Source organism: Micromonospora arida (assembly GCF_042873195.1).
Classification (GTDB): Bacteria; Actinomycetota; Actinomycetes; order Mycobacteriales; family Micromonosporaceae; genus Micromonospora; species Micromonospora arida.
Genome location: NZ_JBIALC010000009.1, coordinates 68,155 through 81,673 on the forward strand (window position 1 = coordinate 68,155; position 13,519 = coordinate 81,673).

Consider the following 13,519-nt stretch of genomic DNA (forward strand, 5'->3'; position numbering starts at 1 on the left):
ATGCCCGTCCGCACACGAGGTGCGGGCGGGCATCGCCGTTTTCACGATTGGGCTCGCCGTCGCGGGTCAGCCGCGCTGGAGCCTGCGTCGCAGGAGCAGCAGTCCGCCGCCGAGGGTCAGCAGCGACACGCCGATCAGGCCGTACACGATGGTGGTCGTGCCGGTGCGCGGCAGTTCCGTTGCCTCCGGGGCGGGCGTGGCCGGTGCCGTGGTCGCTGGCGTGGTCGGGTCGGCCGGTGGCGCGGTGGTGGCCGCCCCGCCGCCGGATCCGCCGCCGGTCAGGCGGAGCGTCACCGAGGTGTCCGGGTTGGTGTACCGGTTGGTGGGCGCGAGCCAGAGCCGAACGCTCTTCGTCCCGCCGGTGGCCGCCACCCGTACGTCGAAACTGTCCGTGGCGCCGTCCGCGAGGCGGCGCTCGCGCAGGATCTCGCAGCCCACACCGTTCGTCCGGCCGCTGTCGGAGCACCCCGGTGCGGTCACCCGCACCCCGTCCGGAGTGGCGACGTTCAACGAGTACCCGCCGATGTCGAACGTGCCGGTGTTCGTGACCCGGACCCGGATGGTCGCGGCACCGTCGACGATCGGGCCGGCGGTGGCCCGTAGCCGCAGCGTCGTGCGGTCTGGCCAGTTGATCCGGACGTCGGTGGGTCGGTCGGCGCGGCCAGTGGCGTCCTGACCGGCAACGGAACCCCACTCGGTCACGCCGAAGACCGGCTGTGCAGCCGATGAGGTCACCGTCAGGCGGTACGTCCGATCGCCTCCGGCGGGCAGTTCCGCGCCGCCGCAGACCCAGGTCCTGGGCGCACCGTCGCCGGCCCGGCAGTCGCCGCCCGCGGTCAGGCCGGCATTCGGTGGCAGGCGGAGCACGAAGAAGCCCTTCGCCGCTGTCCCACCCTCGTTGACGACTTTGACCTCCAGCGAACCCGACGGGTGCCACGGGTCGCCGCCGAGGAAGACGATGTCGGCCCGGGCCAGGATCGTCGGCGCGGCGCTCCCGGCCGTCGTGCTCGGCGAGACGGTCGGCTTCGCAGGGGTGGCACCGGCAACGGTTGGGGTGGCGAGGGCGGACAGGACGAGCACGGCGGCACCGAGAATGCCGGACCGGAGCGGGCGGTTCATGACGACTCCCGAGGGGTTGCGGTGGGCTGACGGCGATATCACCCCGGTGCCGTTCTCCCGGTTGCGAGCTGTCGGATGTCGTGCAGTCGCGCGGCAACTGCAACCGTTGGCGCCCCTGGCGAATCAGGGCAGCGCGGCGACGGCCTCGGCGTACGCGATGCCGGTGGCGATGGCGGCGTCCATGAGGACCCGTAGTTGCGCCGGGGCGACCCCGTGCGCCAGGTCGGTGGCCACGTCGCCGGCCAGCACCAACTCGTCGCCGAGGTCGTGCGCGTACGCCTTGGGCAGCAGCCGGTCGTGGTTCCACGCGTTGCAGAAGGCGTACGCCTCGGCGCGGCGGGCCGCCGGCAGCCGGCGGTTGGCCATGGCGCGGGCGTGCAGCACCTCACCGCGCTCACCGGCCCGCCGGAACTGGATCACCGCCCCCTCCCAGTGGCCGACCACGGTCTCGCCCTCGTCCACCAGGTACCGGTCGCCGCGCCCGTCCAGGATCCCGGTGATCATGCCGAGGGAGAGCGCGGACAACTCGCGGTCGCCCAGCTCGGGATCGGCCTCGGTATCGGGCTCGGCCTGGGCGTCGGCCCGGTCGGCGTCGGGCTCGTCGGGATCGTCGGGCTCGTCAGGTTCGTCGTCTGTGGGCAGCGGAACCGGTGCCGCGAGCGGGCGTTCGGACAGCCAGGCGGCCATCCGGCCGGAGTGGTGCCCCGTGCCGTTGCGCGCGTCGAAGCTGCCGGCCAACTCGTTGGCCACCCCGAGCAGCAGCGCCCCGAGCGTGGCGACGTCCAACTCGGTGGCGGTCCGCTCGCCGTACGCCGGCCGGGGCATCGTCCGCCCGCCCAGCCCTGTCTCCACGGCCAGCCCGCAGACCAGTGCCCCGGCGGCGGCGAACTCCATGGCGGCGAGATCGTCGGTCGGCCGGTCCAACCGGGGCAGCTGCTCGGCCAGGATGGTCAGTCCGCGTTCCAGGTGCCCGCCCAGCGCGCAGAACCGCAGGTGCGCGGCGAGGTGGGGGAACGCCGCGCGCTCCCGCCGGTGCCGGCGGTACGCCCGCACGTGCGCCGTCGCCGCCCGCGCCGGCTCGCCGGTGCGCAGTGCCGGCAGTAGACCGGCGACCAGGTCCCGCTCGGGCTGGTCGGTGCAGGACTGCGGGTCGCCGTCGGTCTCCCCGAGCTCGCTGACCGCGGCATGCCACTCGCCCCAGCCGGCCAGCAGCTCGGCACGCCGGGCCGAGGCGCAGCCCGGGCAGCCGCCGGCGGGGCCCGGCCGTTTTCCGGACCATCGCTCGTACCAGTGCCGGGCGGTGGGCTCGTCGCCCAGATGATCGGCGATCCGGCAGTGCAGCTCCGCGACTGTCGGTGTGTCCGGACCATCGGCACCGACCCGGTGGGCCAGGTCGTGCAGCAGGGAGCGGGTCTGGTCCAGCCCGACCCGGGGGGTGCCGAGCAGCGCCTCCACCGCGTACCGCTGGTAGCGCAGCAGCAGCCCGTTCTCCGTTTCGGTGAGCAGGTCGGGCCGGTGGTCGGCGGCGGCCCGGCTGCGCCGGACCGGCTCGACCAGACGCCACCGCTCCCCGTGCAGCAGATACGCCTCGATCAGCGCGAACCGCGCGTCCATCCCGGACCGGACGTCGCCGGCCGCGTCGGCGCGCTCGGCGAGCCGCTCCAGGGCCACCTGCCGGGCCGGGCCGTCGGGGAGGTCCCGGGCCTCGGTGAGCGCGGCCTCCAGCGCCGGTACGCAGCCCCGCGCGAGGCTGTCGCCGGAGCCGGTCGGTGGTGTGCCGGTACGGCTGCCGGTGAACTCGTCCCGGCCGGTCACGACGGCACCGCGCCGGGTAGTCGACGGACCGCCACGGCCAGCTGGCAGCCGGTGGAGATGCCACAGTCGAGCAGTTGGTCGAGCTGGTGTGGGGTCACGCCGCGTTCCAGGTCGGTGATCACCTCGCCGTACACCCGGGCCCGCCCGTCGTCGGCGACGTGGACGAACGCCTTCGGCCAGAGCCGGTCGTGGTTCCAGGAGTTGCAGAACGCGTACAGGTCGGGCACCCGTTCGATGCCGAAGGTCGGATCGACCATGGTGCGGATCTGGAGCAGCTCCCCGTCCCCGCCGACGCGGAGGAACCAGATCAGGTTGTCGTCGAAGTGGCCGACGAGGTCGCCGTCCGGGGTCGGGCCGACTGACCGGCCGCGGGCGGCGAGCACCGCAGCGACCAGTTCGCCGGTCAGCGGACGCAGTGCGCCAGGGTGCCCGGCCAGCGGATCGTCCGGATCGCCTTCGATTTCCGGCGACGCCATGGGGCATCCCTTCTGAGGCGGATATCACGACCGGCGGTGGGGTTCGTGTTACGACGCGCGGACACGACCCGGAAAAGCGGGGATCTGCCCGGCCCCACCGTTACCGTGACTCTATGGCGGGCCGTACCTCTCAGGCGAGCCGGCGGCGCGGCGCGTCGCCGCGCGGTGGCACCAACAGTCGTGCCCGTCAACCGGCGAAGAAGACCACCCGGGCACCGGTCCGACGTCGCACCACCCCGGCCCGGCCCGGCCCGGCGGTCTACGTCGGCCGTGCGGTAGGTGCATTGTGGATGGGGCTGGCGCACGGGATGGGCTGGGCGGTGCGCGCCGCCGGCCGGCAGGCCGCCTCGGCCCGCGACCTCGACCCGGAGCACCGCCGGGACGGCGCCGGGCTGCTCATGTTCGGGCTCGCCCTGCTCAGCGCCGTGGCGCTCTGGCTGTCCGGAGCGGGGCCGGTGGGCGCGCGACTGGCCGACACGGTCCGGCTGTTCCTGGGCGCGATCTCGGTGGTCGTACCGGTGCTGCTGATGATCGGGGCGTGGCGGCTGATGCGTCAGCCGGCCGATCCGGAGCACCGGGGCCGAGGGTTGATCGGCTGGGGTTCGCTGCTGGTGTCGACCGCCGCGCTGCTCCAGATCGGTCAGGACCCGGCCGACCCGCTGGAGCGTGACTTCGCCGGCGGTCTGGTCGGCGCGGGCGTCGGTGGACTGCTGGAGCGGGCGGTCACCGCCTGGGTGGCGGTGCCGCTGCTCGTCCTGCTGCTGCTCTTCGGCCTGCTCGTGGTGACCGCGACGCCGATCAACAAGATCCCGGAGCGGCTGGGTCTGCTCGCCGGTGGGCTGGTCGGCGCACCGGAGGCGGATGAGGAGGCGGACGAGGTGGCCGCCAAGCCGGCGCGCAAGCGACCGGCGAAGCGGATGCCCGCACCACTGGACCCGGACGACTTCGAGGACCTGGACGGCGCGGACCTCCAGGAGACCATGGTGCTGCCGCGCAAGTCTCCGGGGAAGGTGCCGGCGAGCCGCAAGCCGCCGGTCGATCCGCCGGAGCACTCGCCCGCCCCGACCCGGGCCGAGCAGCTCGCGTTGACCGGGCTGTCCGGGGACTACACCCTGCCGCCGGCCAACATGCTCAGCGCCGGGGCCGCCGCGAAGACCCGCAGCAAGGCCAACGACGAGGTGATCGCCGCGCTGACCGGCGTGTTCGACCAGTTCGATGTGGACGCCGCGGTCACCGGCTTCACCCGTGGCCCGACCGTCACCCGCTACGAGGTGGAGCTGGGGCACGGCGTCAAGGTCGAGCGGATCACCCAGCTGTCGCGCAACATCGCGTACGCGGTGAAGTCACCGGACGTGCGGATCCTCAGCCCGATCCCGGGCAAGAGCGCCGTCGGCGTGGAGATCCCGAACACCGACCCGGAGAACGTCGCCCTCGGCGACGTGCTGCGCTCGCGCGCGGCGACCAGCGATCACCACCCGATGGTCGTCGCGCTGGGCAAGGACATCGAGGGCGGCTACGTGGTGGCCAACCTCGCCAAGATGCCGCACATCCTGATCGCCGGCGCCACCGGCGCGGGCAAGTCGAGCTGCCTCAACACCCTGCTGGTGTCCATCCTCACCCGGGCCACCCCGGACGAGGTGCGGCTGCTGCTGATCGACCCGAAGCGGGTCGAGATGACCGGCTACGAGGGCATTCCCCACCTGGTCACCCCGATCGTGACCAACGCGAAGAAGGCGGCGGACTCGCTGGACTGGGTGGTCCGCGAGATGGACATGCGCTACGACGACCTGGCCGCCAACGGGGTCCGGCACATCGACGACTTCAACCGCAAGGTCCGCAACGGCGAGATCACGGCACCGCCGGGCAGCGAACGCGAGATGCGTCCGTACCCGTACCTGTTGGTGATCGTGGACGAGCTCGCCGACCTGATGATGGTCGCGCCGCGCGACGTGGAGGATTCGGTCGTCCGGATCACCCAGCTGGCCCGGGCCGCCGGCATCCACCTGGTGCTGGCCACCCAGCGCCCGTCGGTCGACGTGGTGACCGGTCTGATCAAGGCGAACGTGCCGTCCCGGCTGGCGTTCGCCACCTCCTCCCTCGCGGACTCCCGGGTCATCCTCGACCAACCGGGCGCGGAGAAGCTGCTCGGCCGTGGTGACGGGCTCTTCCTGCCGATGGGCGCCTCCAAGCCGGTCCGGATCCAGGGCGCCTGGGTCACCGAGCGCGAGATCGCCGACGTGGTGAAGTTCTGCAAGGACCAGCGTGAGCCGGAGTTCCGCAAGGACGTGCTGGCCCCGGCGCAGGAGAGCAAGAAGAAGATCGACGAGGACATCGGCGACGACCTGGACCTGCTGGTGCAGGCGGTGGAGCTGGTGGTCACCTCGCAGTTCGGCTCGACCTCGATGCTGCAACGCAAGCTGCGGGTCGGTTTCGCCAAGGCGGGCCGCCTGATGGACCTGATGGAGACCCGGGGGGTGGTCGGGCCGTCGGAGGGGTCGAAGGCGCGCGACGTGCTGGTCAAGCCGGACGAGCTGGACGAGGTCCTGGCCGGCCTGCGCGGCGACGGGGACTGACCCCCGCCGACCCCGGACGCACGACGGGCCCGCCGGAATCCGGCGGGCCCGTGACGTTGGGGAGCGGTCAGTTGTTCATCAGCGCGGCGAAGACCACCAGACCGAGGATCGCGGCGACGACACTGGCCGCGGCGGCGTACCAACCCAGCGGCTTGTCACCGAGCACCGCGCCGACGACGCCCGCGATGACGCCGAGCACGCCGAAGATGATCGGGTTGAGCAGCAGGGCCAGGACCGCGAAGACGAAACCCACGATGGTGATGATGCGGGCGGCGTTGCTGCGGGGACGAACGGTGCTCGGCATGTCGGCCATGTCTTCCTCCTGTTGAGAGCCTGTCGTGACGGATCGATCAATACCCACTGTGGGCGCTGGCCACGCCCGGCGACGGGACACCTCAGTGGAAGATCTTGAGACCGATCACGCCGGCGACCACCAGCAGGAGGCAGAGGATCCGCGGCAGGCTCGCCGACTCGCCGAGCGCCAGCATTCCGACCAGCGCGGTGCCGACCGCGCCGATACCGACCCAGACCGCGTAGCCGGTGCCGACGGGGATGTCCCGCAGGGCGTACGACAGCCCGGCCATGCTCAGCAGCAGGGTCACCACGAACACCACGGACGGGATCAGCCGGCTGAAACCGGCGCTGCGGTCCAGGGCGATCGCCCAGGCCGTCTCCAGCAGTCCCGAGATCACCAGTACGAGCCAGGCCATCGTTCACCTCACCGGAAGTGCCCGGGGCTGCCGCGCCGGGACGAGTCGAGTCTGCACGTCACGCGGGGCGTCTTGGCCTGACCGGGTACGCCCACCACTCGTCCGGAGCGGCCACGAGCATCCGGCCACCGGTGCCGACGCTAGCACCGACCCCGGCGGCGGGCGGTGACCACCGCCACGGTCCGTTGACCTCCACCTGACTTCAACTTGCAGTATCGCCAGCATGACCATGCTCTACGCCGACCCCGAGGTCGCCGCCGCGCTGGACGCCGCCACCACGGTCGACGCCATGCGCGCCGCCCTCCTGGCCGCGTACGAGGGACGCCTGATCGCGCCGCCCCGGGCCGCCGCACCGCTGAGCGGCGGGCGGATGGTGCTCACCGCCGGGCACCTGGTCGGCGAGTGGTACGGCTTCCGCTCGTACGACACCTTCGGTCACCCGCAGGGCGAGCAGTTGGTGGTGCTGCACGACGCCCGGACGGGGGCGATCCGGGCGGTCGCGGTCGGCGAGGAGTTGGGCTCCCGTCGTACCGGAGGGTTGGGGGGCCTCGCGGTCGACGCGCTGGCACGTCCCGACGCCGCCACCCTCGGGGTGATCGGCTCCGGCCGGCAGGCGTGGACCCAGGTCTGGGCCGCCGCCGCGGTCCGCCCGTTGCGCGAGGTGGTGGTGCACAGCCGCTCCTCCGCTCGCCGGGAGGCCTTCGCCGCCCGGGTCCGTGCCGAACTGGGCGTGCCGGCCCGTGCGGTGGCAGACCCGGGCTCGGCCGTCGCCGGGCGGGACCTGGTGGTGCTGGCGACCACCAGCCCGACCCCGGTGCTCTGTGCCGCCGACCTCAGCCCCGGAACGCACGTCAACGCGGTCGGTTTCAAGCAGCGCGACCGCAGCGAGTTCGGCACCGACCTGCTGGACACCGCCGACCTGCTGGTCACCGATTCACCGGCCCAGGCGGCGGACTACCAGCCGCCGATGCTCGCGGCCACACCCCCGTACGCCGGGCGGTTGCGCGACCTGGGCGGCGTCCTGGCCGGCGCGGTCCCCGGCCGGACCACCGCGGACCAGATCTCCGTCTTCTGCTCCACCGGCCTGGCCGGCACCGAGGTGTTCCTGCTCGACGCGCTGACCCGGGTGGCCGCCGCGGCGCGCTGACCGGCCGACGGGACGGGGCTGACCGAATGGTGTCGACCGTCTCCGCAGCCCGCGTGCGTGGGCTCACCCGGCCGGCCCGGTACCCTCGGATGGTGTCTGCCACCTCTCCTTCTCCCGCTGACCACGCCGAGGGCCGTCGCGTCGCCCTGCTGACCCTGGGCTGTGCCCGCAACGAGGTCGACTCGGAGGAGCTGGCCGCCCGCCTGCACGCCGACGGCTGGCAGGTCACCACCGACGGCGAGGGCGCCGACGTGGTGGTCGTCAACACCTGCGGTTTCGTGGAGAAGGCCAAGCAGGACTCGATCCAGACCCTGCTCGCCGCCGCCGGAACGGGCGCCAAGGTGGTCGCCGCAGGCTGCATGGCCGAGCGGTACGGCCGGGAGTTGGCCGACAGCCTGCCCGAGGCCCAGGCGGTGCTGAGCTTCGACGACTACCCCGACATCGCCGCCCGGCTGAACGCCGTCGTCGCCGGCGAGCAGATCACCGCGCACACCCCACGGGACCGGCGGGAGCTGCTGCCGCTGACCCCGGTGCAGCGCCGAGACAGTGGTGTGTCGCTGCCCGGCCACGGCACGGTGACGCGCACCGTCGTCGACACCGACGAGCACACCCCGGCGCACCTGCGCCAGGTGCTGCGCCGACGGCTCGACACCGGTCCGGTGGCCTCGCTGAAGCTGGCCAGCGGCTGCGACCGCCGCTGCGCGTTCTGTGCCATCCCGGCCTTCCGGGGGGCCTTCGTCTCGCGTACCCCGGACGAGCTGCTCGCCGAGGCGGAGTGGCTGGCCAAGAGCGGCGTACGGGAGCTGGTGCTGGTCAGCGAGAACTCCACCTCGTACGGCAAGGACCTGGGTGACCCGCGCGCCTTGGAGAAGCTGCTGCCGCAGCTCGCCGCGGTGACCGGCATCGTCCGGGTGCGGGCCAGTTACCTCCAGCCGGCCGAGACCCGGCCCGGGCTGGTCGAGGCGATCGCCACCACGCCGGGCGTCGCACCGTACTTCGACCTGTCGTTCCAGCACTCCAGCGAGCCGGTGCTGCGCCGGATGCGGCGTTTCGGCTCCACCGACCGGTTCCTTGAGCTGCTGGCCGGTGCCCGCGCCCTGGCTCCGGACGCGGGCGCCCGGAGCAACTTCATCGTCGGTTTCCCCGGCGAGACCCGCGCCGACGTCGACGAGCTGGTCCGGTTCCTGACCGAGGCCCGACTCGACGCGATCGGCATGTTCGACTACAGCGACGAGGACGGCACCGAGGCCGCCGGCCTGCCCGGCAAGGTCTCCGCCGCGACGATCAAGCGGCGCTACGACCGGCTCAGCGCCCTCGCCGACGAGCTCTGCTCGCAGCGGGCCGAGGACCGACTCGGCTCGACCGTCGAGGTGCTGGTCGACTCGATCGAGGACGGCGTGGTGGAGGGTCGGGCGGCCCACCAGGCGCCGGAGGTGGACGGTTCCACCACCCTGGTCGCCCCGGCCGAGGGCGGGGTCGACCTGGCCGCGCTGCGTCCGGGCGATCTGGTACGCGCAACGGTGACCGGCACCGAAGGGGTGGACCTGCTCGCCGTGCCGGATGAGATGATCTCGGCGGCGCCCGGCGCGGCACGGTGACGGCGGGCCCGAGCGGAGCGGGGGACCCAGGTGGTGCGGTGCCGGGAACGCCACGGCGGCCCGAGCGGAGTGCGGCGGTGACCGGGGCGACGGAGTCGACGCCGGGCCGGGTGGTGGCCGTGGTGCCCGTCGTCAACGCGGCAAACGCGTTGACCGCCCTGCGGCTGGTGCTGGTGCCGGTCTTCGCCGCCTCGGTGATCGTGTCCGGGATGACCCACTCCGGTTGGCGGATGGCGGCTTGCCTGATCTTCGCGGTGGCCTCGGCGACCGACCTGGTGGACGGCTGGATCGCCCGCCGCTTCGGCCTGGTCACCTCGGTTGGCAAGGTGGCCGACCCGATCGCCGACAAGGCGCTCACCGGCGCGGCGCTGGTGCTGCTCTCCTGGTACGACCAACTGCCCTGGTGGGTGACCGCGCTGATCCTCGTCCGCGAGCTGGGCATCACCGGGCTGCGGTTCTGGGTGATCCGGCACGGCGTCATCGCCGCCAGTCGAGGTGGCAAGGTCAAGACGGCGCTCCAGATTCTCGCCATCGCCTGGTATCTCTGGCCGATGCCGGCCGCGCTCGCCGCCGTCGGCCCCTGGATCATGGCCGCCGCCGTCCTGGTCACGGTCGCCACCGGTTTCGACTACATAGCCCAAGCCCTCCGCCTCCGCCGCCCCCGCTAACCCCACCCCCGCCCCCGCCCCCACCGGCCCTCCCGGGCCCCACCTCCGTTGATCATGGAGTTGGCGCCAGTCGGGACGGCGTGTCGTGACGCCAACTCCATGATCGCCGCGACGGGGTCGGGCGCGGTCGGGTCGGGCGCGGTCGGGTTGGGCGCGGTCGGGTCGTAGTTGGGTTGGGGATTGGTGGGTGGGGGATTGGTGGCTGGGCACGGACTGGTTTGTGCGACGGAGGTTGGGGTGTCGGTGAACGGTGGCGGGGCGGGCGGTGCCGGGGTGAGTGGTCCTGGGGCGAGTGGCGCCGGGGTGAATGGCGCTGAGGTGGACGGCGTCGAGGTGGGCAGTGCGGCGGCGGGAGTGGTGCACCGGCTGGCCGAACGGCACGAAACCCTTGCCACTGTCGAATCGCTGACCGGTGGGTCGCTCGCCGCTTCGATCGTGAACATCGCCGGGGTCAGCGGGGTCTACCGGGGTGGGCTCGTGGTCTACGCCACCGAGCTGAAGGCGACCCTGGCTGGCGTACCGGATGACCTGCTGTCCGAGCGGGGGCCGGTGGACCCGGACGTGGCGGCGGCGCTCGCCGAGGGTGGCCGGCAGCGGTGCGGCGCGGACTGGGGGCTGGCCACCACGGGGGTCGCCGGCCCGGAGCCGCAGGACGGGAAACCCGTGGGCCTGGTCTACGTCGCGGTCGCCGGTCCGAACGGTGGCGAGGTCCGCCAGCTCGACCTGGGCAGCGGGCGGGACCATGTCCGAGCGGGGGCGGTGGTCGAGGCGCTGCGGTTGCTCTCCGAGCGGCTCGCCGCCGCAACCTCGTGAAGCCGGCGCCAAAGCGGTCGGAGCCACCCGAGCCGACGCAACAGGGACGGCGGCGGGCCCCGGTGAGCCCGTCCCGACGAACCGACGGGCGGGGCGGGATGTCGGCCGGGCCCGCAACGGGTACGGTTGCGGGAAGGCTCCGACGTTCGGGGTCGGCGCGGTCCGCCGCGACCGACCGCCCAGCGGCGGGCGCGAGGTATCCCTCAGGGGGAGGTGCGATGATCCTGCTACGCCGGGTGATCGGTGACGCACTGCGAGCGCGCCGGCAGGGCCAGCAGCGCACGCTGCGTGAGGTCTCCACCGCCGCCAACGTCAGCCTCGGCTACCTCTCCGAGATCGAGCGGGGGCACAAGGAGCCGTCGAGCGAGCTGCTCGCCGCGATCTGCGACGCCCTCGGCGCTCGCCTGTCCGAGCTGCTGCGTGAGGTGAGCGACACCGTGGCGCTCGCCGAGCAGATGCCCGGGGTGCTCGTCTCGATGCAGGACGAGCCGGCCGACGCCGCGCCCAAGAGCACCAACCGGGGTGTCCGGCAGGTCACCTCCGACGGCAAGGTCGCTGTCTCGGTCCGCCAGGACTCGCCGCTCAAGGCCACCCTGCGCAGCACCCGGGTCCGCCCGACCGAGCGCGACCGGGACGTGGTCTGCGCGGCCTGAGCCCGCCGATCCGGTTGACCATGGGCGAGCTGGCCCCGGCCGCGTAGGGTTGCTCGCAGGAGCCGCCGGTGCTGTCGACCGCCCGGTACGGATGCCTCATTGGCGTTCGGCTGGGACGATGGAGACCGGCCGGTCCACGGTCGGTCGGTCCAGCCGGTCCGACGGTGGTGGAGCGACGCTACTGAGGGGATACCGCGGAGATGGCGAACCCGTTCGTCAAGGGTTGGAACTACCTGATGGCGCTCTTCGGTGCCAAGATCGACGAACATGCCGATCCGAAGGTGCAGATCCAGCAGGCCATCGAGGACGCCCAGCGGCAGCACCAGGCGCTGGTTCAGCAGGCTGCCGCGGTGATCGGCAACCAGCGTCAGCTGGAGATGAAGCTGTCTCGACAGATGACCGAGGTCGAGCGGTTGCAGGGCAACGCCCGGCAGGCCCTGGTGCTGTCCGACCAGGCCCGGGCCAAGGGCGACGAGGCCGAGGCGGTGCGGTTCGAGCAGTCCGCGCAGACGCTGGCCAGCCAGCTCGTCTCCGCCGAGCAGGCCACCGAGGACCTGAAGACCCTGCACGACCAGGCGCTGGGCGCCGCCGCCCAGGCCCGCCGAGCGGTCGAGAACAACTCGATGATCCTCCAGCAGAAGCTCGCCGAGCGCACCAAGCTGCTCAGCCAGCTGGAGCAGGCCAAGATGCAGGAGACGGTGGCCCGCTCGCTGGAGTCGATGTCGTCGCTGACCGCGCCGGGCACCACCCCGTCGCTGGACGAGGTGCGCGACCGCATCGAGCGGCGCTACGCGAACGCGATGGGTCGCGCCGAACTGGCCGGCAACTCCGTCGAGGGCCGTATGTTGGAAATTCAGAAGGCCACGATCGACTCGGCCGGCTCCGCCCGGCTTGAGCAGATCCGGTCCAGCATGGCGGGGGAGCAGCTCGGCGGCGCGGCCCAGCGACCGGCCGTGCCGCAGGCCGAGAAGACCGGCCCGGCCAACGACCCGACAGCCGCCGCCCGGCTGGACGAGCTGCGCGCCAGCATGGCTCGCGAGCGGGGCACCGGCGACCCGACCGCCGCCGGCTGAACGACCGGATCGAAGGGGTCACTGTGGCAGACGAGCGGACACGGTACTTCCGGAGGCTGGGTGGGCTTCGCCGGTCGGCCCGACGGTGGAGCGTGCTGGCCGGTGGGCTCGGCGGCGCAACGGTGGTGCTGACTCCGTACGCCGGCCTTGGTCTGCCCGACGCGGCCTGGGCCGGTGCCGCGGGCAGTGCGGTGGCGCTCGCCGCCTGGCGCTGGATCGACGTGCGCGCCCTGGCCGCCCAGCCGGCGCCTCCCGCGCTCGACCCGGCCGAGGCGGCGGCCCGTTCGCGGGCCCGATTGATCGCCGCCGTCGAGCGGCTGCCGGTCGGCCCGGGCGTGCTGGCCGAGGTGCGCCGGGTCCGCTCCCGGATCGCGCTGCGCGGCACCAGCGCCGGAGAACAGTGGGCCCGACTGGACCGGGCGGCGCTCACCCTGGCCGGGATGGCCCCACGGCTCACCGGGCTGGCCGAGCCGGCGGTGCTGGAAGCCGCTGCCGCCGACCGCTCGCTGCGCGACCTGGCCGCGCGGGTGGCCAGCGTCGAACGCGCGCTGCGGCTGGCCCCGGCCGACGCCCGGCCGCCGTTGGCCGAGGCGCACGCCGCGCTGACCGCCCAACTGGAGGGCGGGGTGGCGGCGTACGAACGGCTGGTGGTCGCCGCCGCCGGTTATCTGGCCGAGGACTCCCGACCGGAGACCGCCCACCCGGCCGCCGACCGGCTCACCGAGGCGACCGACCTGCTGCACGGGGTCGCCGGGGCCCTCGCCGAGCTGCGGGCCGTAGGCACCCCGCTGCGCGCGCCGACGCGCTGACGGTGCACGCCCCGAGAGGCCGCGCGCCGACGACGCACCCCACCGCGACCGCGCGGACCCCGGGC

Annotated in this window: 13 protein-coding genes and 1 riboswitch; of the genes, 8 read left to right on the forward strand and 5 right to left on the reverse strand. The window is 73.3% G+C overall.

From position 1 onward, the window contains the following. Positions 1 to 66: 66 nt before the first annotated feature. The 3 genes from ACFYP0_RS24295 to ACFYP0_RS24305 all read right to left on the reverse strand — a co-directional run bounded on the left by ACFYP0_RS24295 (position 67) and on the right by ACFYP0_RS24305 (position 3,410). Positions 67 to 1,119 (reverse strand): LPXTG cell wall anchor domain-containing protein, encoded by a 1,053-nt coding sequence (locus ACFYP0_RS24295; protein WP_355500481.1) that lies wholly within the window; start codon positions 1,117 to 1,119, stop codon positions 67 to 69. A 123-nt stretch (positions 1,120 to 1,242) separates the two neighbouring features. Next, on the reverse strand, positions 1,243 to 2,844 hold the full coding sequence (locus ACFYP0_RS24300) for a type III secretion system chaperone family protein (RefSeq protein WP_355500578.1): 1,602 nt from the start codon (positions 2,842 to 2,844) through the stop codon (positions 1,243 to 1,245). Positions 2,845 to 2,930: 86 nt separating this feature from the next. Then, positions 2,931 to 3,410: a YbjN domain-containing protein gene (locus ACFYP0_RS24305; protein WP_124854121.1), complete on the reverse strand. Its 480-nt coding sequence runs from the start codon at positions 3,408 to 3,410 to the stop codon at positions 2,931 to 2,933. Between the two features lie 113 nt (positions 3,411 to 3,523). Between ACFYP0_RS24305 and ACFYP0_RS24310 the strand changes: the two genes are divergently transcribed. After that, complete coding sequence (locus tag ACFYP0_RS24310) at positions 3,524 to 5,983, forward strand: FtsK/SpoIIIE family DNA translocase (RefSeq protein WP_355500478.1); 2,460 nt, start codon at positions 3,524 to 3,526, stop codon at positions 5,981 to 5,983. Between the two features lie 67 nt (positions 5,984 to 6,050). Here the strand turns inward: ACFYP0_RS24310 and ACFYP0_RS24315 are convergent, their stop codons facing one another. Both ACFYP0_RS24315 and sugE read right to left on the reverse strand, forming a co-directional pair. Further along, positions 6,051 to 6,296, reverse strand: a complete 246-nt coding sequence (locus ACFYP0_RS24315; RefSeq protein WP_124854123.1) for a hypothetical protein — start codon at positions 6,294 to 6,296, stop codon at positions 6,051 to 6,053. An 82-nt stretch (positions 6,297 to 6,378) separates the two neighbouring features. Continuing rightward, positions 6,379 to 6,693: a quaternary ammonium compound efflux SMR transporter SugE gene (gene sugE / locus ACFYP0_RS24320; protein ID WP_091400443.1), complete on the reverse strand. Its 315-nt coding sequence runs from the start codon at positions 6,691 to 6,693 to the stop codon at positions 6,379 to 6,381. Positions 6,694 to 6,754: 61 nt separating this feature from the next. Further along, positions 6,755 to 6,825, reverse strand: a riboswitch (guanidine-III (ykkC-III) riboswitch). 91 nt (positions 6,826 to 6,916) lie between these two features. On the opposite strand from sugE, the gene ACFYP0_RS24325 reads away from it, so the two are divergent. From ACFYP0_RS24325 to pspM, 7 genes are all read left to right on the forward strand, one after another. Then, positions 6,917 to 7,840, forward strand: a complete 924-nt coding sequence (locus ACFYP0_RS24325; RefSeq protein WP_355500475.1) for an ornithine cyclodeaminase family protein — start codon at positions 6,917 to 6,919, stop codon at positions 7,838 to 7,840. A gap of 89 nt (positions 7,841 to 7,929) precedes the next feature. After that, entirely contained in the window at positions 7,930 to 9,438 is a 1,509-nt protein-coding gene (gene rimO / locus ACFYP0_RS24330; protein ID WP_124854125.1) for a 30S ribosomal protein S12 methylthiotransferase RimO, read from the forward strand. A gap of 77 nt (positions 9,439 to 9,515) precedes the next feature. Beyond that, a complete protein-coding gene (pgsA, locus tag ACFYP0_RS24335; RefSeq protein WP_124854126.1) occupies positions 9,516 to 10,106 on the forward strand; it encodes a CDP-diacylglycerol--glycerol-3-phosphate 3-phosphatidyltransferase in 591 nt (196 codons plus the stop codon). A 303-nt stretch (positions 10,107 to 10,409) separates the two neighbouring features. Then, on the forward strand, positions 10,410 to 10,919 hold the full coding sequence (locus tag ACFYP0_RS24340) for a CinA family protein (protein ID WP_355500575.1): 510 nt from the start codon (positions 10,410 to 10,412) through the stop codon (positions 10,917 to 10,919). A 218-nt stretch (positions 10,920 to 11,137) separates the two neighbouring features. Then, a complete protein-coding gene (locus ACFYP0_RS24345; protein ID WP_124859510.1) occupies positions 11,138 to 11,572 on the forward strand; it encodes a helix-turn-helix domain-containing protein in 435 nt (144 codons plus the stop codon). A gap of 200 nt (positions 11,573 to 11,772) precedes the next feature. Then, positions 11,773 to 12,645 carry a PspA/IM30 family protein gene (locus ACFYP0_RS24350; protein ID WP_124859508.1) on the forward strand — a complete coding sequence of 291 codons (873 nt, stop codon included), beginning with the start codon at positions 11,773 to 11,775 and terminating at the stop codon, positions 12,643 to 12,645. Positions 12,646 to 12,668: 23 nt separating this feature from the next. Then, complete coding sequence (pspM, locus tag ACFYP0_RS24355) at positions 12,669 to 13,454, forward strand: phage shock envelope stress response protein PspM (protein ID WP_124859506.1); 786 nt, start codon at positions 12,669 to 12,671, stop codon at positions 13,452 to 13,454. Positions 13,455 to 13,519: the final 65 nt, after the last annotated feature.